We start from the raw sequence: 25,122 nt of genomic DNA on the forward strand, positions 1-25,122 counted from the left end.
ATCTTTCAAAAACTTGTACAGAATTTTGATAGTCTTAACTGGAGTTTTTTGTGCAAAAAATGCTAATTGATTAAAAACAAAGAGTTACAGAGGTGTGAAGTAGGGGGGGATGTCATCAAGCATTGTGCCAAAATTAAGCTTAAAAGTTAACACAATGCGTAAAATGTGAGCATAGAACTATTTTATGACAATGTCATCGCCGTCGTTGTCTGAAGATCCTGAAAACGCTGATTTGCGTGCAGACCAGCCTCTGCCTGAAGTCAGGCGCGAACCAATTTGCCTGAAACCCATCAGCCATTTGGTTGCATCATCGAGCTGTGACAGCCTGGCTTCATCCACTTCAGACCGGGTCATTACTTTAAGCTCATCGACAAGAGACTCCACACTGACGTCCTGATTGATGGCGATCAGGTTCAGAGCGGCTTCTCCGATGATCGTGTTTGTCAGGTGCTGCTGGGAAAGTAACAAAATGACCTCCTTTGCCTTTCATACGACAAGTTTATTTTAGCAAAGCATAGCGTTCCTGTTTTACCCTGCGCGCGCTCAGCGTTGATCCATCCACTTTATGGACCTGCATCAGGACGGTTTCTTCATTATTCGATGGCGCTACACTGCTGGACTTTTACTTTCAGAATAACTAGTTAGCCACTCTGCATTACAAAACTTAAAACTTCCATTCATTTCATTAAAAAACTTCACAAAGTGTTTCTGTGTGAATTTTATAGCCTGTGCTATAAAATTTAGCACGAGCTAAATTATTGGCGCTTTCTTCATTAATCTCAGGATGACGAACATGGTGAGTAAATTATCGGTTTCAACACTTGGCATGATGTTGAGTGTTTTTATTAGCCTCAACAGCTATGCGGCTGATAAATTTAAGGTCGTCACGACCTTCACCGTTATTGCTGACATGGCAAAAAATGTGGCAGGGGAGGCGGCTGAGGTCACGTCAATCACCAAACCTGGTGCCGAAATTCATGAGTATCAACCGACCCCAGGCGATATTAAACGTGCACAGGGTGCACAGCTGGTGATGGCTAATGGTTTGAATCTGGAATTGTGGTTTCAACGTTTTTATCAACATCTCAAAGGCGTTCCTGAAGTTGTTGTTTCAACGGGCGTTTCTCCGATAGGAATAGGGGAAGGACCTTATAATGGCAAACCCAATCCTCACGCATGGATGTCACCGGATAACGCACTGATCTATGTGGATAATATTCGTGATGCGCTTGTAAAGCACGATCCGGCCAATGCCAGCACCTATCAGCAGAACGCAGCCGCCTATAAGCAAAAGATCGTTGCAGCACTCGAACCTGTTCGTAAGCAACTCGCCGCCATACCAGAAAACAAACGCTGGATAGTGACCAGCGAAGGCGCTTTTTCCTATCTGGCACGTGATTTAGGGCTTAAAGAACTTTATCTCTGGCCAATCAATGCCGATCAGCAGGGAACGCCACAGCAGGTTCGGAACGTCATCGATCAGATGAAAAAGAATGCCATTCCCGTCATCTTCAGTGAAAGCACCGTCTCCGATAAACCTGCACGCCAGGTCGCGCGCGAAACGCACGCACATTATGGCGGTGTGTTATACGTTGACTCATTAAGCGCGGCCAGGGGGCCTGTGCCAACGTATCTTGACCTGTTGAAAGTTACCACCCAGACGCTGGTTAACGGCATTCAGGACGGGATGAAAACACCATGAACCCCACAATTGTCGTTTCGGACCTCTCGGTAACCTACCGTAACGGGCATACAGCGTTGCACAACGCCAGCTTTAGCGTGCCAGCCGGGTCAATTGCTGCACTCGTCGGGGTAAATGGTTCGGGTAAATCTACGCTTTTCAAAGCGCTTATGGGATTTGTACCTGCGCGATCGGGCCATATCAGCGTACTGGGATTGCCAACGCGTAAGGCGCTTCGCCGTAGCCTGGTCGCCTATGTGCCGCAGGCCGAGGAGGTTGACTGGTCTTTTCCGGTTCTGGTGGATGATGTGGTTATGATGGGGCGCTATGGACATATGGGCCTGATGCGTATCCCTAAACGGCAGGATCGCGATCGGGTGACTGACGCGCTGGCACGCGTTGACATGCTGGATTTTCGCCATCGCCAAATCGGTGAGCTTTCCGGCGGTCAGAAGAAACGCGTTTTCCTTGCGCGGGCCATTGCGCAACAGGGCGAGGTGATTTTACTGGATGAACCCTTCACCGGCGTTGATGTTCATACCGAGGCCAAAATCATCAGCTTGTTGCGTGAGCTAAAGGAGGAAGGAAAAACTATGCTGGTTTCGACCCATAATCTTGGCTCCGTGACCGAGTTTTGTGATTACACCGTCATGGTTAAAGGCACGGTTCTTGCCAGCGGCCCCACGGCGACGACGTTTACGCAGCAGAATCTGGAGCGCACATTCAGTGGCGTACTGCGCCATGTCATGACTGAGGGCGGTATCACGCAGGTTATCGCCGATCATGAACGTCCGGTTAATGCATCCATGGACACGCATTCATCATGGGGTAAACGATGACCGCGCTCCTTGAACCTTTTGGTTATCAATATATGTTGAACGCCATGTGGATTTCAGCCATGGTCGGCGGGCTGTGCGCCTTTCTGTCCTGTTATCTTATGTTAAAGGGCTGGTCGCTTATTGGTGATGCGCTGTCACACTCTATTGTTCCCGGTGTCGCGGGCGCTTACATGTTCGGACTGCCGTTTGCGTTGGGCGCTTTTTTATCAGGGGGCTTAGCGGCAGGGAGCATGCTGTTGCTCAACCAGCGCACGCGGCTGAAAGAAGATACCATCATCGGCCTGATTTTTTCTTCGTTCTTCGGCCTTGGGCTGTTTATGGTTTCCCTCAATCCCACTTCTGTAAATATTCAGACTATCGTGCTGGGCAATATTCTGGCTATTGCGCCTTCCGATATCATTCAACTGCTTATTATCGGACTGACTTCTGTCGCCATTTTGTTTTTCAAATGGAAAGATTTAATGGTCACCTTTTTCGATGAAAACCATGCTCGCGCCGTTGGTTTAAATCCGGTGCGTCTTAAGATCTTATTTTTCACTTTGTTGGCCGTTTCGACCGTGGCTGCGTTACAAACTGTGGGCGCGTTTCTGGTTATCTGTCTGGTTGTCACGCCAGGGGCAACGGCCTGGTTGCTGACCGATCGCTTTCCCCGGCTACTTGCCATCGCGGTTGCCATTGGCAGCATCACGAGCTTTATGGGCGCGTGGGCAAGTTATTATCTTGATGGCGCAACGGGCGGCATTATTGTCGTTGCGCAAACGTTACTTTTTTTACTGGCCTTCATCTTTGCGCCTAAGCACGGTGTGCTGGCGAATCGTCGTCGTGCCCAGGCGCATGCTGTGCGGGAGACAAGATGATGTGGCTGGAACCTTTTCAGTTTGGTTTTATGAATCATGCTTTACTCATCGCGGCGGTGGTTGCCGTGCCTTGTGCGCTGCTGTCAGTCTTTTTGGTCCTGAAGGGCTGGGCGTTGATGGGTGATGCGATGAGCCATGCTGTCTTTCCAGGCATAGTGCTGGCGTGGATGATGGCATTACCTCTGGCAGTGGGCGCATTCAGTGCCGGTTTGTTTTGTGCTGTCGCCAGTGGCTACCTTAAAGAGAACAGCAGAATCAAGCAGGACACGGTTCTGGGTATTGTTTTTTCCGGGATGTTTGCGGTTGGCCTGATTTTGTACATCGCCCTGAAACCGGAGATCCACCTCGACCATATTTTATTCGGCGATATGCTGGGGATCAGCCAAAGCGATATTTTTCAGACGTTAGGCATTGCCGCTGTGATTGTCGCTGTCGTCGGCCTGAAATGGCGCGATTTCATGCTGTTCAGCTTTGATCCTCAACAGGCTCAGGTGTGCGGGCTTTCGGTGCGTTGGCTGCATTATAGCCTGTTGTGTATGGTGTCTCTGACCATTGTGGCAACGCTTAAGGCAGTAGGGATTATTTTATCGATTTCATTGCTTATTGCACCCGGAGCGATTGCCGTTTTGCTGACGGATCGGTTTTCCCATGCGTTGATACTGGCGACGTTTGTTTCGCTGGTCGTCTCACTCTGCGGGGTTTATCTCTCATTTTTTATTGACAGTGCTCCCGCACCAACCATTGTGGTGCTTTTCGCTCTGGTCTTTATCGTCAGCTTTATCACCACTCACTATAAACTTTCTCGCCTGTCTAAATCCTCCTGCTGATTACTGTGCTGGTCGCCTGAATGAACAGGGCGACCAGCCGTGTTAATTAACGCAATCGTCGTCTTTTTACCTCTTACCCTGAAAATAAGTGCTAAACCTAATGACGTACATACGCATGTAAACATCAGGGTTATCCGGCTTTCCCCGTTCTTATCTCGCCCGTTATGTATAAGTAACCGATCACCTAACCGGCCCTGCAACCATGGGAAAAAGACAATGTCAGAAACAATACCGTTAACGATGCAGGTCAATGGTCAGACCCAACAGATCAGCATCGATCCTCGCGTAACCTTATTAGATGCGCTGCGCGATCATCTTAACCTGACCGGTACCAAGAAAGGGTGCGATCAGGGGCAGTGCGGTGCCTGTACCGTACTGGTAAACGAGCAGCGGGTACTGAGTTGTCTGACACTGGCCGTGCAGACGCAAGGTAAAGCCGTGACCACAATTGAAGGTCTGGAACAGTCCTCGGGTGAACTGCACCCGGTGCAACGCTGTTTTATTGAGCATGATGGTTTCCAGTGCGGCTACTGTACGCCAGGTCAGATTATGTCTGCGGTGGCCTGTATCAAAGAAGGCCATACCGGTTCTGACGACGAAATTCGGGAATATATGAGTGGCAACCTCTGCCGCTGCGGTGCTTATCCTTTCATTCTTGATGCCATTAAACAGGCCGCGGCGGAAATGGCGGAGGAGGCACGATGAATGAATTTCACTGGCAGGTTGCGCAGTCCGTTGAGGATGCTGCTGGCGCCAAACAACATCCCCAAAATCATCTTATCGCGGGTGGGACGACACAACTCGATTTAATGAAATGTGGTGTCTTTACGCCGTCCCGGCTCACTGATATCGCTGGATTACCCAACTTGTCTGCGATTGATTTTGGTCAGGATAACATCACCATTGGCGCTCTGGTCACTATGAGTGAGCTGGCGAATCATCCGGCCTGTGAACGCGAGGCGCCGGCTTTGTACGGCAGCTTATGGCAGGCGGCGTCGCCTCAGATTCGCAACATGGCTACTATCGGCGGCAATTTATGCCAGCGCACACGCTGCGCGTATTATCGCGATCCGGCCACCTTCTCTGCGTGCAATAAACGCGTGCCTGGCTCCGGCTGCGCTGCGCGGCATGGTGTGAATACCAACCACGCTATTCTGGGAAACAGCGACCACTGTGTGGCGGTTTATCCCGGCGACCTGGCGGTCGCTCTGACGGCATTCGATGCAACGGTTGTGGTGCAAAACAGCCAGCAGCAGAGCCGACGCATTCAGATTGAAGATTTCTTTCTTCTGCCAGGTGATACACCCCATCATGAACATGCGTTGCTGGCGGATGAAATCATCGTAGCCATTGAGATCCCATGCTCCCCGGCGCTTAAGCAGTCTCACTATTTAAAAGTCCGCGATCGCACCTCCTACGAATTCGCCAGCGCCAGTGCAGCCGTTGGACTCACGCTTAATCAGGGAATGATCGAAACGGTCCATATTGCTTTAGGTGGTGTGGCAACAAAACCCTGGCGCGCGCGCCGCATTGAACAGGCACTGACAGGACAGCCTTTTGAGCACCAAACGCTGTATGAGGCTGCAGAGCTGATTAACCAGGAAACACAGGCGCTCTCCGGGAATGCGCATAAAATACAGCTTACACCGCGGGTAATCGCACGCGCCTTGATGGCGGCAGGAGAAATCGTATGACCCATGACCAAAACGACCTGCTTCACAGTGGGAACGCCGTGGATTCCACAGGCGATCACAACGAACGCTATCGCCGCGCACCCGCAAGCCTGTCAGGACTGGGAACGCCGCGCACCCGGGGTGATGGTGAGGTTAAAGTGACAGGAAAAGCGCGTTACGCGATCGAACATACACCCGAGAATGCTGTGCACGGCGTGGTCATCCAGTCCACCGTCGCCAGCGGTCGCATCAGACACATGGATACCACTAAAGCAGAAAGCGCAGCGGGTGTTATTGCCGTTTATACGCATCTCAATTCACTGAAAATTCATCAGCCGACGGCAATCGCTGACGGGGGCGCCGCGCAGACAACCTACACGCCGATCCAGGATGACGTGATTATTCACAACGGTCAGAACATTGGCCTGGTGGTGGCCGAAACCTTCGAACAGGCAACTTACGCAGCTTCGCTGGTAGAGATTGACTATGACACCACGCCTGCGCTGATATCACCGACAGATGAAGGGGTGGAACCCAAGCCGCTCCCACCTCAGGATATTGAGATGGGTGATGCGCAGAGCGCCATGAACCAGTCTGAAGTCCGCATCAATCAGCGCTACACGACCCCGCGTGAATACAATATGCCCATGGAACCCCATGGCTGTATTGCACAATGGGAGAACGATCATATGACCGTCTGGGAACCCAGCCAGTGGGTGATGGGCGCCCAGGTCGAAATTGCGGAATGGATGGGCATCTCACCCAAACAGGTGCGTATCATTTCGCCCTATGTGGGGGGCGGCTTCGGTTCTAAGCCCGTGCCTTACACACATGTTGCGCTGGCCTGTGTGGCCTCGCGCGCGCTCAATCGTCCGGTTCGTGTGTCACTGACGCGACCGCAAACCTTCACGGGTTTGGGCGGACGTCCGGCAACCTCACAACAGCTGGAAATGGGGGCGACGCGGGAAGGAAAGATTCAGTCCGTTATCCTGCGCAGTTTTAGTGAGACATCACTTATTGACGTGTTCGCCGAAAACTGCAGCAAGGTCACTGGCCGCATGTATGCCATCGAAAACCTCTCTGCCCAACATCAGGTCAGACCTATTAATACGGTGACGCCTGGCTGGATGCGCGCACCGGGTGAAAACCCCAGCGCGTTCGGTCTTGAAGTGGCGATGGATGAGATGGCTTACGCACTGGATCTTGATCCCCTGGCTTTTCGGCTACTTAACTGGGCCGATCGTGATTACCAAAAAGATCTTCCCTGGAGTTCACGTCGGCTTAAAGAGGCCTACCAAAAAGGGGCTGAGGCGTTTGGTTGGGATAAACGCGTCATGGCGCCCCGATCGATGCGTGAAGGACGCGAACTGATTGGCTGGGGAATGGCCTCGGGGACCTACCCGGTCAACACCATGCCAGCGGAAGCTAAAATTCTGCTTTCTCCGCAAGGTCAGTTCGTTGTGCAATGCGCAGGAGCGGATATTGGTACCGGCACTTACACCATACTGGCGCAAACCGCCGCAGATATTCTGGGCGTTGATTCACAGCGCATTGATGTTGAATTAGGCGATACGCAACTGCCCCGGGCTGGCGTTGCGGGCGGCTCCCAGCTGGCAGGGAATCTGACCGCTGCCGTAGACGATACCGCGAAAAAGCTGCGCGCCCGTTTACTGGCGTTGGCCAGTCAGACCTCAGGTTCCCCTCTTGCCGGCATTTCGCATGACCAACTCACTCTGGCCCAGGGTGGCATCCATCTCACGGCTAAACCGTCTCAGGCCATTGATTTGGGGGCGCTGCTTAAGCTGGCTAACCTTAATGGGCTCAGCGTTGAAGGCGGCACGTTTTCACCGAACATGTCTGCGCAGGAACGGGACAGCGTTACCGGTAGCCTGAATGAAATGAGCCGACCGGATACGGTCTCGGCCCACAGCTGGAGCGCACAGTTTGTTGAGGTGCGGGTGGACGAAGACTTTGGCACCATAAGGTTGAAACGTATGGTCGCGGCCTTCGACAGTGGCCGACTTTATAATCCTAAACTCGCCCGAAGTCAGTGGGTGGGCGGCATGATCATGGGGGTAGGTCAGGCATTACTCGAAGGCGGCATTATCGATCCGCGTAATGGTCGGGTGATTAACAATAATCTTGCCGATTATCTGATTCCAGTGAATGCGGATATTCCCGAGATTACCACCATTGATGTCGGCGAACCTGATTATCAGGCCACCAGCATGGGCGGGAAAACGGTCGGTGAACTGGGCATCGTGGGAGTCGCTGCGGCTATCAGCAATGCGGTTTATCACGCGACCGGTAAGCGCGTCAGGGATTTACCCATCACGCTGGATAAAATCCTTTAAATATGGGTAGCGAGGTTGCCGGGAAGGCGGATGTGAAGACGGCGATTGTGCTCACGGCGGCGGGGATGAGCCGCCGGTTTCGACAGGCAAGCGGCCAGCATAAACTGCTGGCGGTACTGCAAGGAAAAGCCGTCCTCCGGCATTCGCTGGAACAGGCAAGGGCAAGCGGTATGGATATCATTGTTGTGACGCGCCCGGAAGATAAGGCTATTCATGTGCTGCTGGACAACGTGCGTGCTGTTTTATGTGTCAGTCAGGGGCTGGGAGATTCCATAGCAGCAGGCGTCAGCGCCTGCCTGGACTATGATGCCGTCATTATCGCGCTCGGCGATATGCCTTTTGTCACGACTGACAGCTATCAGGCGGTGGAGCAGGCGTTGCATGCTTCACCGCTTGTACGCCCGTGGGTCAAAGGACAGCCAGGCCATCCGGTTGGCTTCCAGCGAGCATTTTTTCCCGCGCTGCAACAGCTTTCAGGCGATACGGGGGCACAACATTTGCTGTTAAACCAGCAAATCCGCTATGTGCCGCTCAGCGATCGGGGCTGCCTGGAGGATATTGATTACCCGGAAGACTTACTGCGAGTAAGGAGCAGCTCATGATTACGCTGGATCAGCGGGTTATCGAAACGGCCTTGAACTGGCATCAGGCGGGACAGGCGATTTGGCTGTGCACCGTACTTCGCACCTGGGGTTCGTCCCCACGCGCGCCGGGGACAATGATGGCGATTAACGCCTGCGGTGATTGCTGTGGCTCGCTTTCTGGCGGCTGCATTGAAGAAGATTTCCTGGCACGTCTGGCGGAAGGGCATTACCGGATAAGCAGCCAGGTTGTCCGATATGGTGATGGCGGACGGCAAACCCGGGTGCAGTTGCCTTGTGGCGGCCGTCTGGACGTGCTGGTGGAACATCTGCTTCCTGACATGCTCAGCGGCGCGTTGTTAAGTGCGATGCATCAGGCGCTTATCGGCCAAACCCGGATGATCAAAAAGTTGTCCGTGGGCGAGCGCGCATCGTGGGAGAGGGTTGCAACGTCGGCCGCGTTACCCGTGCTTAGCTATCAGGACCCCGACATCGTGTTGCCAGTCGGCGCGATTCCTGAACTGTTGGTGGCAGGGTATTCCACGGTTGCGTTTGAATGCATTCGTCTTGGGCAGCTTCTGGGTTTTCATGTGCGCGTCTGTGAGCATCGTTCGGCAATGTTAAGTGAACTGGAGCGTCATTTTTCGGGTGAAGACAACGTGACGATTGTGCCACAGCATCCTGCGCGCTGGCTGGAGTTAAACGGTGCCCATGCTGCTGTCGCTATTGTGTCGTTAACACACGATCCCCGTATTGATGAGTTAACCATGATGGAAGCGGTCAATACGCACGCTTTTTATATCGGCATCATGGGATCGGTAAAAAACAGCGCTAAGCGTAAGGCACGCTTAACGACGATAGCCGGATTGGCTGAGGATGAGCTGGCCAGGATTCAGGCACCGATAGGTTTGGCCATTGGCAGTAAAACGCCTGCGGAGATAGCGTTATCAGTGATGGCCGATATCGTAAGGGTCAAAAACCAACACTGATATTATACCAGCCGGTTCTGGCGGCGCGATGTTCAGTCTGCCGCCAGACCGCGCTTTAAGGCGATGCTTTCTCCAGCGAATAAAAGTAGGTTCCTGAATAGGGAACAGGCAGGAACGTGGTGAATATCTGCTGCAGGGTGTGTTCCGGATCAACGTCTTTAAACCGATCCGGATAAAGGGTTTTAGCAAAAAATTCCGCTGCCGCAACGTGCCACGGGCTGAGATAAAAGTTGTGCCACAGCGCGGCAGCATGACCGTTATGAAGGGCCCGAAGCTGCTTAAGGCCATTTTGTTGCGCAGTCAGCTGGATCAGGGACGCGCGTGTTTCAGCCGAACTGATGGCGGGACCGATCTTCAGATCCGATGAATCGCCGCTGTCTCCGCTACCTGTCGCAAAATAAAAATCCGGATGCGCGACAATCACGGCTTCTTCATTCAGTCGGCCAAAAACGCCAGCCAGGGTTTTACCGGCAATGTTATCTCCCCCTGCCAGCGGCAACACCTCGCCGAGACTGCCATTCACAGCGGTGACGCAACATTCATTGCGGCGGCCCAGGTGGAGCTGTAGCAGCACGGTAGGTTTAGGGCCTTGATAACGGGCAAGGCGCTGCTGAATAACCTGCATATGTTGCTGATAAAACTGGTTGAACGCCGATGCACGCTGTGGCTGATCCAGTACATCCCCAAGGATGGCAACACTCCGCGTGGTGTTTTGCAGTAAATGGACCCGCAAATCGATTTTAACCACGGGAATGTTTGCCGCTTTCAACGCCTTTTCCAGCCGTTGCCCGGCATCACTGCTGCGGGCGAACTCGGGCAGGATCACCACGTCTGGTTTTAACGCAATCACCTGTTCAGGATTAATATCATTTATTCCATCAAAACCTAACGACGGTATGTTGAGCATCTCTGGAAATTTGTGCGCGAAAATATTCCATGTTTGCCGGTCATACTTCTTCAGATCCTGTGGCCAGCCGACCAGCCTTTTGAACGGATTGCCGGGTTCCAGCATGGCGAAGGTGTACAACATTCTGCTTTCGCCGAGAACAATACGCTGAGGACGATCGGGAATATCAACCCGATCGCCATTAATATCAGTAATCGTCTTGCCCCAGGCGACGCTGCTGACTGTCATGGAGAGCAGCAGGAGCAGGAGCCGCCAGATTGTTTTGCAGGGATTAGAATTCAACACGGGCTTGCACCATCAGGTTACGGGTTTCACCTTCACGTACGCGCAGGTTACCGCCGCTCGACGTGTAGTAGTGTTTGTTAAACAGGTTATTAAGATTCAGTCTTAACTGCGTTTTTTTACCCAGTAGCTGATTGTTCCAGGCAATAAAGCCGTCAGCGACAACGTAATCCGGCAAAGAGAAGCTGTTATCCGGATCGCCGGCGCGACTGCCAACATAGCGTGCGCCACCACCTACACGAAAATCACCGGGTAAACTGCGTATCACCAGGTTGTGACTCAGGTAAAGCGCCCCGGCATGTTCAGGTGCATTCTGAAGGCGATGGCCGTTGTTGGCCGGATTAATTCTGTCATCGACGATTTCGGCATTGTCATAACTGTAATTGGCACTGATGTCCCAGTCGGGCGCCACTTCACCATTAACCTCAAGCTCAACCCCTTGAGACCGCGCCTTGTTAATAGGGCGGGTGGTGCCGTTAATGCTCAACGACATCTGCCTTTCATCAATGTTGTAGAAGGCGACCGAGGCGAAAAGGCGAGGGGTGATTTGCCATTTGCTCCCTGCTTCCCATGTCGTTCCCTGTTCGGGTTGACTGACATTGCCCGCATCATCAACATCGGTTGACGGGGTAAAGGATTTACTTATGCTGGTGTAGAGCGAAATATCTGGCGTGATTTTATAAATCAGCCCGGCCTGTGGCAGGAATTTATTCCCTTCATCATCCAGTGTCTGAACGACCGGGTTAAAACCTTTTGAAGCTCGTTGCTCATAATGTTGGTAACGCCCGCCCACGACGGCGATCCAGTCGGACGTCAGCGAAATACTGTCTTTGACATAAACCGAGCGGCTGTGGATACGGTTTAAGTTGTTGGCATTCGCCGTATTCTCTGTCGTGCTGTCGGTGACGGGAGACAGCATGTCATAAACCGGATTGAAATAGTTGAAGCGCCTGTCATTCTTGCCCTGATACTGATGCGCCCGGTAGGTTTGGTTCATTTCATAATCGGTGCCAAACACCAGCGCATGCGTCATGCCAAAAAGTTCCGGATTGCCCAGAACATCCCAGGAAACGTATTTGGTTTTTTGATTAAAGCCGCGATTGGCATCCGCGCGCCGGGTGACAACGCCGCTGGCAGGATCAATGGCCGTTACCCGCACCTCATTATTGTCATAACGGCGCTGATTCCAGCCAAGCGTCAGGCGCGTGCTCCAGCTGTCGTTGAACTGCCAGTCATAATGGGCGTTCAGCGCCTGATTGCGTCCCCAGGCATGATTGGCTTTATCGTCCAGCCGCTGTTTGTAGGGCAGTGAGAGGGGTGAGCCGTTGATAAACGCGGTGCCGCGATCGTAGGGAATATCATAACGATAATCGCTGTAACTGATTAACAGGCTGGCCTTCTCCCCATACCACTGAAGAGAGGGAGCCAGCAGCGAGTGTTCATCACTGCCAAAGTTACGCCAGTAATCCTGGCGTTGTTTTTCCGCGATGAGCCTGAAGGCAACGCCGTTGCCCAGTGGGCCCGTAACATCCAGCGTACCGGCACCGCCGCCTTCGCTTGCGTAGCGGCCACTGACCGCTGAGTGCCAGGAATATTGCGGCTTTTTGCTGATCACGTTGATGATCCCACCGGGATTCTGAATACCGTAGAGTAACGAAGCCGAACCCTTTAGCACCTCGACGCGTTCCGTGGTGGCATCCAGATTGAGTCCCTGGCTGCTGCGGATGCCGTCGCGATAAACAGACCCATCAGAATTACTCCCAAAACCGCGCCGCACAAAGCCATCTTCCGTGCCTGCCAGGGTGTTTGCTTCAGACACGCCACTGACAAAACGCATTGCATCACTCAGGCTGCTGGCCTGGTAGTCATCAAGCTGTTGTTGTGTCACGGTACTGACAGACTGTGCCTCATCCAGACGCGCCACCGGGGCTTTGCTGGCCACGCTGGTGGTGGGGATGGTGTAGCCATCGTGACGATCTGCGTCACTGGTTACCGTCACCGTATTATCACTGACCGCCGCCAGGCCTTTACCCGGGGCAAGCAACGCGCCAGAACACATCGCCAGCATGACTGCCTGCTGGATCCCCAGGTTTTTAATCTCGTTGGAACGTTTTTTCATTATTTTTTCGCTGATCATCAATGACAGAAATAAAGGGAATAACCCTGTGTATTGCGTGTATTTATTCAGCGACGGGCAGATAACCGCATCACCTCGCCCACGCTTTTTTGTAATTGATAATCATTCAATCATTGGCTGATGTAGTAGTAAACAGAAAAGAGAGGGTTTTCACTACATTCTGAAATGTTACCTGGCATGCAGTAAAAGCGGTGCGTGAATGACTTTATATATTGAATTTAATGATTTTTTTAATTCATGCTGGGCGAGTGAACGCGTAAGCTGTCCCAAGAGGAGGATCCTGTGTGCGATAAAATTGCTTGCTGACTACATTGTGCAGGGCCATTATCTGCAGGCGGGAAATGAGAAACATTATCCTTTATCCGGCTTATTGGGGCCTTCTGCATTCATGTTTCCGGCACTCATGTCGCTTCAGGATCAATACGTGCGGGAATAACATCACATGTTTACTAGTGAAAATGATAAGGCGGACGATCATCGCAATGCAGACTAAAAGCCGCGTTGATATCGTGGGTGAGCGTATCCGGTCACGTGAGCATCAACTCTCTCCACGCCTTCTGGCTGTCGCGCATTACATCAATAGCAACCGGGAAACGGTGCTTGACAGCACGGCGATGGATATTGCTGACGCCAATCATACCTCTGACGCCACCGTTATCCGCGCAATCCAGGCGCTGGGGTTTTCGGGCTTACGCGATCTGAAAAAAGTGCTGCAGGCCTGGTTCGGCCCTGGCATGTCGTCAGAGGAGAAGATGACAACCACGGTCAACGACGTAACGCGTGATGTCACCTCGTCAATAGACTTTGTTTTGCAGGGGCATCTTCATGCCTGCCATGTTTTATCCTCTGAGCAAAACCGTCAGGCGCTGGCCGAGGCTACCGGATTGATGATCGAAGCCCGTCAGGTTGCCATTTTTGGCATCAATGCCTCAGGCATACTTGCGGACTACAGCGCCCGCCTGTTAAACCGAATCGGCCTGGCGTCATTCTCACTTAATCGGGCAGGGATAGCGCTGGCGGAGCAAATGCTGGCCTTGCAGCGCGGCGATGTGCTGATCATGATGGCGCAGAAGTCTGCCCACCGTGAGGGAAGCATCGTGGTGCGTGAAGCCAAAAGACTCGGCGTGCCCATTATTTTACTCACGAATGCCACTGACTCCTTTTTTGCCCGCGAAGCGGATGTGGTAATCAACGTTCCACGCGGTGGAGAGAAGGGGCGAATTCCGCTCCATGGCACCGTAATGGTTTGCCTGGAGATGATGATTTTGTCGGTTGCCTCCTCCCTGCCTGACCGCACCGTGAAAACCATGAAAAGACTGCAGGACCTTTACCGCGGGCTTAAGCCTGCGGCTAAAAAATAGCGCCTTCGTTGGGTGTCACACAGCCCCAACCTGATGAGGCCTGTCCACGGCCGCCAGGGTTGACGACATTGCCTCCGTCCTGGCCTCGCCGGGCACGTTTTTCGCGCTCCGGGCTCAGGTGCGGCTGTGGCTGGCACTTTTCGGAATTTTAAAAAAAGTTTTCGTTTTTGCGAGCGCACCCCAGCTTTCACCTGGAGCCTTTCACTCTCAACGGCTATTACTGAGCCGTGATGTTATTTGCTGTTCTTCGATTTATCCATCCTTGTTACATCCCTGAGCGGAGCAAATGATGAAGAGAGCGCGTGTGTGGTTTCCTGTATCCTTAGTGGCGCTGGCCACGGTGAGTGCCCTGACAACACCGCTGCCGGCCATGGCATGGGACAGTCTTACCGTATTCGGTGACAGCCTGAGCGATACCGGAAATGTGGGTCGGTTTACCTATAATTCTGCAACCAATCCGCTGTATGACGAAATCCTTGCGCGGCAGGCAGGGCTTACGCTCCAGCCTTCTTCCCAGGGCGGCAGCAACTACGCGGCAGGCGGGGCCGTTGCCGTAGCCGCTATTAATCCGCAGTTTAATACTCAGGATCAGGTGGCGCGTTACCTCGTATCGACCAACGGTCGGGCCGATCCCAACGGATTATATATTCACTGGATAGGCGGTAACGACCTGGCCGCAGCCGTTGCGCTTCCTCCGCTGGCAACCACCCTCATTGACAACAGTGCCGGTGCGGCCGCCAGTCAGGTGAAAGCGCTGCTCAATGCTGGCGCAGGCACCGTGATTGTGCCGACAGTCCCTAACGTAGGCGCCACACCCGCACTGATCGAGGCGATTCTTCAGCCGTTTAGTGCCGCAGCCGTGTCCGCTGCCTTTCAGTCACTGGATGCTGCCGCAACGCCCAACAGTGCCGCCAGACAGCAGGCTATTGAGGCTGCGTTCAATCAGGCAGCCGGACAACTCTCCGGTGTCCCGGCGGTTCGCGATCTGATTGCGCAGCAGTTATTCGCCGCCTGGCAACAGCTGAGCGCTCAGGCGGCAGCCTTGACGGCGCGGTACAATCAGCTGGAGGAAAACGCGCTGGCAAATACCCAGGGAAATATCGTCCGGGTTGATATTAATGGGCTCTTTAGTGAAGTCATCGACAACCCCGCGGTTTATGGATTGAGTAATACCGCAGGCATGGCCTGTCCGCCCGGAACCTCCTCCGTTGACTGTACCTCATCAACAGCAGGTTTTTCGTCCCAGCAAAATTATCTGTTCGCCGATCGCCTTCATCCCAGTCCGGCGGTACATGCCATCATTGCCGACTACATTCAGTCGATTCTGGATGCACCCGCGCAGGTTGCGGTGCTGACGCAGGCCCCGCTGGCCATGTTGCATGACATGCACAACACACTGGATGGCCATCTTCAGCAGCAGCGCAAGCAACCCGCTGAGGCCGGTCAGTTCACCGTATTTGGCGGTTATGCCGGTCAGCATGCCCGCAATAAAAACGATGTTTTCAATGATGGCGACACCGATACCGCCAACCTGTCTGTGGGCATCGGTTATCAACTGAGCGATAACTGGCAGGCCGGTGCGTTGCTGTCGACCACCAGTCAACGCCAGCATCCCTCTGATCGGTATGATTACCGACTGCGTGGCAATATGGTTGCGCTCTGGAGCCAGCTGCAGCTGATGGATCGGCTCTGGCTTAACGCCGACGTCCACTATGCGGATCTGGATTACGACGCAATAGAACGGCGGATAAAACTTGGACCTGCAACGCGAACGGAGCAGGGAAGCAGCGGGGGTAAACTGATGGGGCTGCGCGTCCAGACAGGCTGGGATTTACCGTTAGGCGAGGTCATCACTACCGGTCCGGTAGCCAGCTATGCACTGGACTACGTGCAGGCAGATGCTTATCAGGAACGGGGCGACAGCAGCAGCGCCATGCGTTTCTCCGATCAAACGCGGCACTCAAAGATTGGCGCAGCGGGCTGGCGTATCGACACCCAAGGATTATGGGTAAACCCCTGGGCGCAGGTCAGCTATAACCACCAGTTTGGCGACACCGACTCAGCCGTGAGCGCGGGGTTAAAATCTACCCGCACCACCTTCCGGCGCACCAGCGCAGGCCAGGATAAAGACTGGGTGGATATGGCCGTTGGCGCCAATGTGCCCTTGGGCGAGACGGTGACCGCATTTGCCGCTGTTTCGACGGTGGTGGGTGACCGTGATTATCGCGACGTCACATGGAACCTGGGCCTGAGCGCTCGTTTTTAAGAGGATGTTGTCGCAGGGACGCGATAAAAGTTTGCTTGCCCATGAACCCGGGCGCTGGACTGCCGGATACCCCGGCCTGTGTCCTGAGGTCATCGCCACGAGATAAATCGTTACCTGGCTGAGGGAGGGTGAACGGCTCAGAAAGTTTGACGGATCCCGCTTCGCAAGCGGGTTTCGGTAAGGTATAGTGCGCGTTTTTGGAGGAACCATGCTGACCCAATCATCTACACGGCTCAATAAATACATCAGTGAGAGCGGAATATGCTCCCGCCGCGATGCCGATCGCTTTATCGAACAAGGCAACGTTTTCATCAATGGCAAGCGCGCGGCGGTAGGTGCCCAGGTCTTTGCAGGCGATGTCGTAAAAGTAAATGGTCAGTTAATTGAGCCACGTGATGAAGATGATTTGGTGCTGATTGCGCTGAACAAGCCAACCGGCATTATTACCACTATGGAAGAAGGCGAGCGCGATAACATCAGTGATTTTGTCAATCACAGCAAGCGCGTTTTCCCTATTGGTCGGCTTGATAAAGATTCTCAGGGCCTAATTTTCCTGACCAACCATGGCGATCTGGTCAATAAAATTTTGCGTGCCGGCAACAACCACGAAAAGGAATATGTGGTGACCGTCGATAAGCCTGTTACCGACGAATTCATCGCGGGCATGGCGTCAGGTGTTCCCATGTTGGGTACGGTAACCAAAAAATGCAAAGTAAAGAGAGAAGCGCCTTACGTGTTTCGTATTACGCTGGTTCAGGGGCTTAACCGGCAAATCCGTCGCATGTGCAAACACTTTGGCTATGAAGTGACTAAGCTTGAACGCACGCGCATCATGAACGTCAATCTTAAAGGGATCCCTTTAGGAGAATGGCGCGATCTCACGGATGATGAACGGGTTGAACTGTTTAAGTTACTCGAAAATTCCTCTTCAGAAGACAAGCCAGCGAAGAAAACACCACAGAAGAGTCCGGCGGCAAAGAAACCGGCAAAAAATGCCGTTAAACAGGGCGAAAAGTCAGAGGATAAACCGGCGTCACGCAAGCGCTTTACCCAGCCGGGTCGTAAGAAAAAAGGGCGCTAGAACGGATGCGCATCAATGAGTCGTTTCCCTTTGATTATCCGTGAATACCGGCCCGAATGGGCGGATCACTTTTCTACCGAAGCTGCCGTTATCGCGGCGGCATTGGGTGAGCATCTTGTGGCTATCCACCACATTGGCCGTACGGCTGTTGAAGGGTTATCAGCCAAACCTGTCATCGATATTCTGGCAGAAGTGATGAATCCTGATGCGCCAACAGCAGAGTCTGGGCTAATACAGGCAGGCTATCAACCGCGCGGAGAAAACGGTATTCCGGGAAGACGCTATTTTACTAAAGGTGTTCAGGCGCGTACCCACCAGATTCATGCTTTTCTCCCGGGGAGTCCGCATATCATACGGCACCTGGCGTTCCGGGGTTATTTGCGACACTTTCCCGCGATTCGCCATGAATATGCTGCGGTCAAATACGCCGCACAACGTGCCTGCCAGGGCGATATGAAGATCTATTGCGCATTGAAACATGATTTTATTCAGTTTCATCAGCAATGCGCACTGGCGCTCTTTCCCTTCTGATTTCTTCCACAGCCTCGCTCTCCATTACCCGCAACTTTTCTGGAATTTTGTTTCTGCCCTCTACACTTTTTCATTCAGCAGCAAGCGCGTACTGGCGTTTGGCGAAAGTGCCTGAAACGATGAGATAAAGCATGTGGGAACAGCCAATGCGTGCGAGAAAGCGTCAGGCCAGTGCCTCAGGCCGCATAATCAGAAGACGCCACCTTTTCAGGATGAAAACGACATGGCAGGATAAGCCAAATTACTAAGGAGTGGGCCTGATGTTACTGAAAGGTATGAATGATCCGTTACTTAAAGCGTATCAGCATCCAAAATCAAGGTTGATGATCAGTCGTTTCAGAGGGTTAGCGGGGGATCGTCGTCTCAGTGACTGGCAGGTTTTTTGTATTCTGGTCAATGGATTTACTAATTACTGGTACGTATTATCCGGTAATTTCAACATCCATGTTGAATATACTAAAACGCGGCAGTTCGATTTCATGCAGGATTTTTTGCATTTTTCTGTCACGCTCGACGGCTTATTAAGCGACGCGCACTTTCGCTGCCCCGATTTTATTTTGCCGCATTATGATGTTCCTTATGAATTTTGCCGCTGGCGCAGCAAGCGTGGTTATGATTCTCCGGTGACGTATGTTGGCAACCACGGTGTTAAATCCCATAAAGGTCTGTTTATTGCCAGTCACGATGCGACGCGAGATGAGTACCTGATGAAATGGGAAGGAACAGTCACGGTTTTTGATAAAGCCTTTTTTAAAATGGGAAGTTTTCAGACTACCTGTGACTTTTTAGTGAATGATATGACAAAAACCATTCGTGAAGGCGTGATCAAGCATTTGAGCCTGTATCGTGACCTGTATAATTATATTTTTCCCTCGCCCGTGGAAGCGCGTATTCAGGCGCGTGACAATAAACGTTATTTGGCAAAGAAATAAACAATCGGCCAGACCTCTCCTCGCAATCCGTTCAGAAGGGTAAACCGTTAGTGTCCGGAAGGCTCGCCAGGTATCTTCCAACGCAGCCAGGCATCCAGTTCAGTTTCGGCCATGGGCTTGATATTGAAATATTCATATGCGACATCATTATCTTGCGGGGGAGCGGCAAGGGGTGACGTCGCGGCGTGAAAGGCGGTTTCATCCGCTAAGACGATCGTATTAAACTCTTTTAAGGCGCTAAAAATACTGTGCGCTATCAGCCGTGAAGTGATTTTTGCATTGATCGCGTTTGCCAGGACGTTATTAAGCTTGATGATGACAGGCGGGCTTTGGCGAAGGTAGCGTATTTTGCTATAGCCTTTAGCGGCATCCTCCCACGACATACTGAATCCCAGACGTCTGAGCATTTCCAGCCCCAGCATGGCGGCCGGGCTGTCAATGATATGCTCCGTTTTCACTATCTTGATGATGAGCAGTGAGACCGGCAGCCCTGCCTTTAGCATTTTCTCCGCCAGCTTTTCTGCAAAAGCGACGTCAGCAACATCTCGCTCGTGAAGACTTATCGTTACAGGTAACTGAATAGGGTGATGCCGGAGACGCTTAAGGCGGCAAATAGCGCGGTCGACCAGCCAAGCTGTGAGCTGTTTGTCCAGCTCTGTTCCCTCAGCCAGCGTGACAAAATTATCTGCCGGCAGGTCGCCGCGCAACGGATGGTGCCAGCGCATCTGTGCTTCAAGGCCCACAGGTTTGCCGCTTTTCAGGCATACCTTGGGCTGGAAAACTAAATGTAAACCGTGATTGTGTCGTAAGGCTTCTGCCAGTTCGCTCATCAGGGTAAAATCTGGCGCACAGCCTGAATCGCTTAATTCATCAAGACGAAACGGCGAGACCTTTTGGTCACTCTCATATTCCAGCGCATTGACTGCTCGTCGGAGAACCTCATGGGCGGGGGCATCACCGGCAACAAAATCTGTTTGCCCGACGCAGGTGGTCAGGGCCATAGTCAGACCATCACCGACATCAGCACTGATTCCATTAAGACGCTCGACCACCCAGCGCGCACTGATGTGGCTGTCAGTATGGGTTAAAATCGCAAAACGCCCGGTGGCGATAGTATAAAGCATGCCGCCACTGATTGGTCGAAGGCGTAAAGGCAGAAGCGTCGCCACATCTTTAAGCAACGACTCCAGCGATGCCATACCTAACGATCGGGATAATTCGAACGCGCGTGACATATCGATACAGTCAATCAGCACCAGACGGCGAGAAGCCGTGTCGTTCAGATTAGCAAGGAGCTGTATATCACGAACAAGACGTTCCCGATTCGCCAGGCCAGTAACCGGTTCGACAAAAGCCGCAGAGTGCCAGGCGTCAAGGAATGCGATAACTAACGCTGCCAGGGATTCAAAGATATTTTTTTGCTGGTTGTCGAAAGGGCGCGGTACCGTATCCGTTACGCACAGCGTCCCCAGCATCAGGCCATTTTTGTTTTTTAGCGGCGTGCCGACATAAAAGCGGATGAAAGGCGCATGCGTTATTAACGGATGATGAGCAAAACGTGCATCACGGCAGGTATCCGTGACAACGACCGTTGCGCCGCCTTCGACCACGTGCCGGCACAAGGCCTGCTCGCGAGATGAATCTTGCAGCTCAATATTATAACTGGCGCGAACAATATGCTGTTCATCGGTCAGAACGGTAATATAACTTCCATGGGTGCCCAGCAGCTGGCTGGCCAGACGCAGAAATTTCTTCAGACCTTCATCCCGGCCGCGATCGGAAATGCTGAGTGCATTTTTTTCACTGGTGCGGTGAGGTTCCTTTTTAGTGTATTCCATAGACATTCCCGCTCCTGCCCGTTTGCTGAATAGAACTGCAAAAAAAGAGTGTACGACAAATGCTGGAAATAAAACCCAATCAATATAAAAGGCAAAAGCAATTAATTTATTTCTTGTGGAGAGTGAGGGTAGGAATTATAAAGTTTTCATGTCTTTTTACTTAATGCAAATTGTATCCGTTTTTTTGGCGTTGTTTTTTGGTTAAGAAGTTTGACGCTGAAATATTATAAATAATAGTGCGGCCATTTTAATCAAGCGTTTCACTTTTATTTTATCATTCAGCCCTAAATTAAATTTCAGATATTGTTCGTTTTTTTTAATGTATACATGCCGGGTTTTATGTCATTTATGCGTTGTGCATTACGCCGCCTGACGAGATGGCACTCAATGGTTACGTCTGCAATGTCAGCTAATACAAGGCATTATCTTGTCTCAATGGCGGGCGGTAACGAGGCGTTAAAGTCAACCTATAAGCCATGTCGGGATCTTTACGGTGAATAGGCACTTTTAAATAAATAACCTTAATGAATAGGTTTCACGACGCCACAAGATTAATCCGGATCGTGCCGCGATGAAGCGTCGTCACCGTAGTATATTAATGTAAATTATTGTGCCTGTTCGCGAACCGATACCTGCATGTTTGGACAATAACTGATAAGCTATCTTCTACAATCACGACGACGTTGGAGCTGCCCTTTGCTGACCACCATTATTTATCGCAGCCACATTTCGGATGACGTTCCTGTTAAGACGCTTCCAGGAATGGTGGATGATGCCAGCATACTTAATGCTTCCCATGAAGTGACAGGCATTTTGTTGTTTAATGGCACACATTTCTTCCAGTTGCTGGAAGGCCCGGAAGAGGGCGTTCTTGCTATTTACCAACGTATCTGTGCCGATCGCCGACATCACAACGTGGTAGAACTGATGCGTGACTACGCGCCATCCCGTCGCTTCGGTAACGCCGGAATGGAGTTGTTCGATTTGCGTGAACACGATCGTTCAACCGTGCTTCAGGCGGTTCTCGATAAAGGCACCTCCAAATATCAGCTGACCTATGCTGACAGAGCGCTGCAGTTCCTGCGTACCTTCGTAGAAGCGCGTGAAAAAGAAAACTACTACGAGGTATTACCGTCAGAATACTGGGAATTCATTCCTGAAGCGCCTGCCTCAAGCGCGGCAAAATCCTCTCCTTCGGGTATCACCTTCCGACCGGTTGTTGATCCCCTTGCCAGGCAGGTGACGGCTATTGAGGCGATTACGGATACGCGCCACAGCGGCAGCGATCCCAATGGGTCGGATAAAAAGTTACATGATGCCGACCTTGATGCCGTGATTAAAGCTTTCGAGATGGCAGGCAGGGCTTGTCCGGATGAAATGACCCTGTATGTCAGCCTGCTTCCTATGACGCTGGTGGTCGTGCCGGACGCCGTTGCCAAAATTGTTGCAACCATCAACGCCTCAGGTCTGGTGCCGGAGCAGGTGGTCATTGGCGTCAGTGAAACCGAAGTTATTTCACGGCTGGAAGCATTTTCCGTGGCTGTCAGGGAGCTTAAAGCCGCCGGTATCAGCCTGTCCGTTGATAACTTCGGTGCGGGATCGGCGGGATTGTCATTACTGACCCACATTCAGCCCGATCGCATTCGTATTGATTCCAGTATCACCACGGATGTTCATCGAAGCGGCCCGAAACAGGCAGTTGTTCAGGCGATCATCAAATGCTGTTCAGCATTAGAAATCACGGTAATTGCCGCAGGCATCGTGAAAGCGGAAGAGTGGATGTGGCTGGAAGCCGCGGGCGTGATCAACTTTCAGGGCAGTCTGTTTGCGTCGCCAGATTCGGGGCAGTCCGATGCGGTTGCCTGGCCAGAATATCGTGACGCCATGTAAGTATGCTCATGCCGTTATAACGGCATAGTCTGAACGTTTATCGGTAATCTATTCCTGGCAGCACGGAACGCTGCTGTTATTCCACTTATGCTCTACGTTCCCGCCCTGTATTATCCTTCTCTCCTACTACGCATTTTGAATTCAGCCTGAATATCGCCATTTTTACCGTTCCGCTATCTTCTATCGCGATTCATTGTTAATCGTCAGCCAGCAAGCAAGAGTGCTGGTGTGGTGTTGCGAAAGGGATGAATAACTATTCCCCGTACTCCGCGACAATATTTAATGTCTCCACTTTTCGTCAGAGAAATTAAAACGATTTTACCTGAACAGTCTGAGCAGGGTGGTCAGGAGGCGGGCGCATAAAGCGGTATTACTCACCAGTGAGCTGAGTTAATCACCTTTCCAGAGATTACCTGGACACAAAAAGCACAGTTTGCGATCATGGCAGCATTACGGAAAATAAAAACCTGTTCAGGTACACATAACATGAAAGAAAACAGTCGCTTAGAATCGATCATGAATTATCTTAAAGGCAACAATCTGGTCACGGTTGAACAGCTTGTTACGGTGACCGGTGCGTCACCTGCGACCATAAGACGCGATCTGATTAAACTCGATCACGAAGGTGTCGTCAGTCGCACGCATGGCGGCGTTACCCTGAACCGGTTTATCCCTTCTCAGCCCACGACGCTGGAAAAGTCGTCGCGCAATCTGGCTGAGAAACACGCGATTGCCCGCGTTGCGGCCAGTTTTATCAAAGCCGGTGATGCGGTGATACTGGACGCCGGTACTACCATGTTTGAGCTGGCGCGACAGATTACCCATATGCCTTTGCGTGTGATCACCAACGATCTCCATATCGCGCTGTTTTTGTCTGAGTTCAAACAGATTGAAGTGACAATTATTGGCGGTCGCATTGATGAAAGCAGCCAGTCGTGCATTGGTGACCACGGGCGAAAACTGCTTAATAATATTCATCCGGACATTGCCTTCCTGAGCGGTAACGGATGGGATGGGGTTAAGGGCGTGACGTCGCCTACAGAAGAAAAGGCCGCGCTCAAACGGGACCTGATCAGGAACGCCCAGCGCCGAATTTTACTGGCAGACAGCTCAAAATACGGCGCATGGTCGCTGTTCAACGTGGTGCATTTGAAGGAGCTTACGGATATTGTCACCGATGCCAACCTGGATAATGAGATCCGGCAAAGGTTGCTGTCAAACCCACTCCCTGCGCTGACGATCGCGGAACCCGTGTAACACGCCGTTGCCTATGGCGGTGTTGCAGACCCATCGGGTGCGGATGAGTGCGTGACGGAACAGCGCGTTAACCGCGTGGCACAGATTATTGCCCGGGCATGGCATCAAGATTTGCCTAGAGGAGCGCGCGGCTGAGAAAGGGTTAAGGGTTTGCGACAGGATAAATGCGTCAGGCAGGTACCAGGGTTGGCGCCAGAACACGACATCGCTGAACCGGCTGATAAAATACGCGCCTGGGTCACGCAACCGTTATCCCGCCAGCGAGCGCTACTCGTCTATCAGGGGTTTGAGATACAAACGTGTATCGCCGTCCTCACCATGTTTTGGGTGCCAGACCATGGCTGCATTTTCATCGCCGATGTAGGTCATCCCCAAAGGTTCTATGACTGCATAGGGCCGCGCGAAAGCTGCCCGGTAGGCCAGTAACTCTTTTGCCATTGCCACAACCTGATGAGAAACGTCGTCGGGGTGGGTGACAATGTGATTCAACTGTTCTTCAGTCAGCATACTTCCATTCCTGAACACCCAGCCCATAAACGAAGCCATCTGGCAGGGGTTTTAAATCTGTTAATTATAGTCAAACGGGTTACCGTCAGCTTTCGTCATTGCTCAACGCTCAATGGACATGACCCATATTGGCTGTAGGGCGTAGCTTACTACGGGAAGGACAGATTTCGAAGGCCTGTTGACAGCGGTGCAGAAGAAAGGAAAGGGCAGCAGGACAGGCGTTACCTTATGCGTCGATAAATCAGACAGAAAAGACGCGACAGCTGGCCTGCGACATCTTCACTATTTATAGCCATATGATCGCGGTTGGTGTTGTTGGCTTCAACAACAGG

The 25,122-nt window shown here is 52.1% G+C and carries 21 protein-coding genes; 16 read left to right on the top strand and 5 right to left on the bottom strand.

Annotated features, from left to right (window positions below; all coding sequences use genetic code 11):
* Positions 1–177: 177 nt before the first annotated feature.
* The gene (locus PAGR_RS21605) at positions 178–468 is read right to left on the bottom strand and encodes a hypothetical protein (RefSeq protein WP_013028032.1); all 291 of its coding nucleotides are present in this window, start codon (positions 466–468) and stop codon (positions 178–180) included.
* Positions 469–826: 358 nt separating this feature from the next.
* Between PAGR_RS21605 and PAGR_RS21610 the strand changes: the two genes are divergently transcribed.
* From PAGR_RS21610 to PAGR_RS21650, 9 genes are all read left to right on the top strand, one after another.
* Positions 827–1,702 (top strand): metal ABC transporter substrate-binding protein, encoded by an 876-nt coding sequence (locus tag PAGR_RS21610; RefSeq protein WP_228525948.1) that lies wholly within the window; start codon positions 827–829, stop codon positions 1,700–1,702.
* A complete protein-coding gene (locus PAGR_RS21615; RefSeq protein ID WP_014333019.1) occupies positions 1,699–2,520 on the top strand; it encodes a manganese/iron ABC transporter ATP-binding protein in 822 nt (273 codons plus the stop codon). Before PAGR_RS21610 ends, PAGR_RS21615 begins: the two co-directional genes overlap by 4 nt.
* Entirely contained in the window at positions 2,517–3,377 is an 861-nt protein-coding gene (sitC, locus tag PAGR_RS21620; protein WP_014604573.1) for an iron/manganese ABC transporter permease subunit SitC, read from the top strand. The genes PAGR_RS21615 and sitC overlap by 4 nt, the downstream gene beginning before the upstream one ends.
* Positions 3,377–4,204 carry a metal ABC transporter permease gene (locus PAGR_RS21625; protein WP_019106861.1) on the top strand — a complete coding sequence of 276 codons (828 nt, stop codon included), beginning with the start codon at positions 3,377–3,379 and terminating at the stop codon, positions 4,202–4,204. Before sitC ends, PAGR_RS21625 begins: the two co-directional genes overlap by 1 nt.
* Before the next feature lie 216 nt (positions 4,205–4,420).
* Positions 4,421–4,909 (top strand): (2Fe-2S)-binding protein, encoded by a 489-nt coding sequence (locus tag PAGR_RS21630; RefSeq protein ID WP_014333021.1) that lies wholly within the window; start codon positions 4,421–4,423, stop codon positions 4,907–4,909.
* Positions 4,906–5,898 carry an FAD binding domain-containing protein gene (locus PAGR_RS21635; protein WP_013028038.1) on the top strand — a complete coding sequence of 331 codons (993 nt, stop codon included), beginning with the start codon at positions 4,906–4,908 and terminating at the stop codon, positions 5,896–5,898. The genes PAGR_RS21630 and PAGR_RS21635 overlap by 4 nt, the downstream gene beginning before the upstream one ends.
* Positions 5,895–8,231 carry a xanthine dehydrogenase family protein molybdopterin-binding subunit gene (locus PAGR_RS21640; RefSeq protein WP_014604574.1) on the top strand — a complete coding sequence of 779 codons (2,337 nt, stop codon included), beginning with the start codon at positions 5,895–5,897 and terminating at the stop codon, positions 8,229–8,231. The genes PAGR_RS21635 and PAGR_RS21640 overlap by 4 nt, the downstream gene beginning before the upstream one ends.
* A gap of 2 nt (positions 8,232–8,233) precedes the next feature.
* Complete coding sequence (locus PAGR_RS21645; RefSeq protein ID WP_014604575.1) at positions 8,234–8,833, top strand: nucleotidyltransferase family protein; 600 nt, start codon at positions 8,234–8,236, stop codon at positions 8,831–8,833.
* Positions 8,830–9,801 carry an XdhC family protein gene (locus PAGR_RS21650; protein ID WP_014333023.1) on the top strand — a complete coding sequence of 324 codons (972 nt, stop codon included), beginning with the start codon at positions 8,830–8,832 and terminating at the stop codon, positions 9,799–9,801. Before PAGR_RS21645 ends, PAGR_RS21650 begins: the two co-directional genes overlap by 4 nt.
* Before the next feature lie 55 nt (positions 9,802–9,856).
* Here the strand turns inward: PAGR_RS21650 and PAGR_RS21655 are convergent, their stop codons facing one another.
* Both PAGR_RS21655 and PAGR_RS21660 read right to left on the bottom strand, forming a co-directional pair.
* Positions 9,857–10,993, bottom strand: coding sequence for an ABC transporter substrate-binding protein (locus PAGR_RS21655; RefSeq protein WP_014604576.1), 1,137 nt, complete (start codon positions 10,991–10,993; stop codon positions 9,857–9,859).
* Complete coding sequence (locus tag PAGR_RS21660) at positions 10,980–13,109, bottom strand: TonB-dependent siderophore receptor (protein ID WP_088900765.1); 2,130 nt, start codon at positions 13,107–13,109, stop codon at positions 10,980–10,982. Before PAGR_RS21660 ends, PAGR_RS21655 begins: the two co-directional genes overlap by 14 nt.
* Before the next feature lie 500 nt (positions 13,110–13,609).
* On the opposite strand from PAGR_RS21660, the gene PAGR_RS21665 reads away from it, so the two are divergent.
* From PAGR_RS21665 to PAGR_RS21685, 5 genes are all read left to right on the top strand, one after another.
* Positions 13,610–14,488 (top strand): MurR/RpiR family transcriptional regulator, encoded by an 879-nt coding sequence (locus PAGR_RS21665; protein WP_014604578.1) that lies wholly within the window; start codon positions 13,610–13,612, stop codon positions 14,486–14,488.
* 289 nt (positions 14,489–14,777) lie between these two features.
* Positions 14,778–16,754, top strand: coding sequence for an autotransporter domain-containing esterase (locus tag PAGR_RS21670; protein WP_014604579.1), 1,977 nt, complete (start codon positions 14,778–14,780; stop codon positions 16,752–16,754).
* A gap of 208 nt (positions 16,755–16,962) precedes the next feature.
* Positions 16,963–17,835, top strand: coding sequence for a 23S rRNA pseudouridine(2604) synthase RluF (rluF, locus tag PAGR_RS21675; RefSeq protein ID WP_014604580.1), 873 nt, complete (start codon positions 16,963–16,965; stop codon positions 17,833–17,835).
* Positions 17,836–17,850: 15 nt separating this feature from the next.
* Complete coding sequence (locus PAGR_RS21680; protein WP_014604581.1) at positions 17,851–18,366, top strand: GrpB family protein; 516 nt, start codon at positions 17,851–17,853, stop codon at positions 18,364–18,366.
* 260 nt (positions 18,367–18,626) lie between these two features.
* Positions 18,627–19,298 (top strand): hypothetical protein, encoded by a 672-nt coding sequence (locus PAGR_RS21685; RefSeq protein ID WP_014333033.1) that lies wholly within the window; start codon positions 18,627–18,629, stop codon positions 19,296–19,298.
* 47 nt (positions 19,299–19,345) lie between these two features.
* On the opposite strand, the gene PAGR_RS21690 is transcribed toward PAGR_RS21685, so the two are convergent.
* On the bottom strand, positions 19,346–21,142 hold the full coding sequence (locus tag PAGR_RS21690) for a sensor domain-containing phosphodiesterase (protein ID WP_014604582.1): 1,797 nt from the start codon (positions 21,140–21,142) through the stop codon (positions 19,346–19,348).
* A 690-nt stretch (positions 21,143–21,832) separates the two neighbouring features.
* On the opposite strand from PAGR_RS21690, the gene PAGR_RS21695 reads away from it, so the two are divergent.
* Entirely contained in the window at positions 21,833–23,026 is a 1,194-nt protein-coding gene (locus PAGR_RS21695; protein ID WP_014333035.1) for a diguanylate phosphodiesterase, read from the top strand.
* 486 nt (positions 23,027–23,512) lie between these two features.
* The gene (locus PAGR_RS21700) at positions 23,513–24,283 is read left to right on the top strand and encodes a DeoR/GlpR family DNA-binding transcription regulator (protein WP_014333036.1); all 771 of its coding nucleotides are present in this window, start codon (positions 23,513–23,515) and stop codon (positions 24,281–24,283) included.
* A 267-nt stretch (positions 24,284–24,550) separates the two neighbouring features.
* On the opposite strand, the gene PAGR_RS21705 is transcribed toward PAGR_RS21700, so the two are convergent.
* Positions 24,551–24,790: a hypothetical protein gene (locus tag PAGR_RS21705; protein ID WP_014598192.1), complete on the bottom strand. Its 240-nt coding sequence runs from the start codon at positions 24,788–24,790 to the stop codon at positions 24,551–24,553.
* Positions 24,791–25,122 lie beyond the last annotated feature (332 nt).

It is taken from the genome of Pantoea ananatis PA13, from assembly GCF_000233595.1.
Classification (GTDB): Bacteria; Pseudomonadota; Gammaproteobacteria; order Enterobacterales; family Enterobacteriaceae; genus Pantoea; species Pantoea ananatis.

Excerpts from the sequence above, each read along its gene's own strand:
- PAGR_RS21610 (WP_228525948.1), top strand. The coding sequence starts at position 827 with ATGATGTTGAGTGTTTTTATTAGCCTCAACAGCTATGCGGCTGATAAA.
- PAGR_RS21615 (WP_014333019.1), top strand. The coding sequence starts at position 1,699 with ATGAACCCCACAATTGTCGTTTCGGACCTCTCGGTAACCTACCGTAAC.
- sitC (WP_014604573.1), top strand. The coding sequence starts at position 2,517 with ATGACCGCGCTCCTTGAACCTTTTGGTTATCAATATATGTTGAACGCC.
- PAGR_RS21625 (WP_019106861.1), top strand. The coding sequence starts at position 3,377 with ATGTGGCTGGAACCTTTTCAGTTTGGTTTTATGAATCATGCTTTACTC.
- PAGR_RS21630 (WP_014333021.1), top strand. The coding sequence starts at position 4,421 with ATGTCAGAAACAATACCGTTAACGATGCAGGTCAATGGTCAGACCCAA.
- PAGR_RS21635 (WP_013028038.1), top strand. The coding sequence starts at position 4,906 with ATGAATGAATTTCACTGGCAGGTTGCGCAGTCCGTTGAGGATGCTGCT.
- PAGR_RS21640 (WP_014604574.1), top strand. The coding sequence starts at position 5,895 with ATGACCCATGACCAAAACGACCTGCTTCACAGTGGGAACGCCGTGGAT.
- PAGR_RS21645 (WP_014604575.1), top strand. The coding sequence starts at position 8,234 with ATGGGTAGCGAGGTTGCCGGGAAGGCGGATGTGAAGACGGCGATTGTG.
- PAGR_RS21650 (WP_014333023.1), top strand. The coding sequence starts at position 8,830 with ATGATTACGCTGGATCAGCGGGTTATCGAAACGGCCTTGAACTGGCAT.
- PAGR_RS21660 (WP_088900765.1), bottom strand. The coding sequence starts at position 13,109 with ATGAAAAAACGTTCCAACGAGATTAAAAACCTGGGGATCCAGCAGGCA.
- PAGR_RS21665 (WP_014604578.1), top strand. The coding sequence starts at position 13,610 with ATGCAGACTAAAAGCCGCGTTGATATCGTGGGTGAGCGTATCCGGTCA.
- PAGR_RS21670 (WP_014604579.1), top strand. The coding sequence starts at position 14,778 with ATGAAGAGAGCGCGTGTGTGGTTTCCTGTATCCTTAGTGGCGCTGGCC.
- rluF (WP_014604580.1), top strand. The coding sequence starts at position 16,963 with ATGCTGACCCAATCATCTACACGGCTCAATAAATACATCAGTGAGAGC.
- PAGR_RS21680 (WP_014604581.1), top strand. The coding sequence starts at position 17,851 with ATGAGTCGTTTCCCTTTGATTATCCGTGAATACCGGCCCGAATGGGCG.
- PAGR_RS21685 (WP_014333033.1), top strand. The coding sequence starts at position 18,627 with ATGTTACTGAAAGGTATGAATGATCCGTTACTTAAAGCGTATCAGCAT.
- PAGR_RS21690 (WP_014604582.1), bottom strand. The coding sequence starts at position 21,142 with ATGTCTATGGAATACACTAAAAAGGAACCTCACCGCACCAGTGAAAAA.
- PAGR_RS21700 (WP_014333036.1), top strand. The coding sequence starts at position 23,513 with ATGAAAGAAAACAGTCGCTTAGAATCGATCATGAATTATCTTAAAGGC.
- PAGR_RS21705 (WP_014598192.1), bottom strand. The coding sequence starts at position 24,790 with ATGCTGACTGAAGAACAGTTGAATCACATTGTCACCCACCCCGACGAC.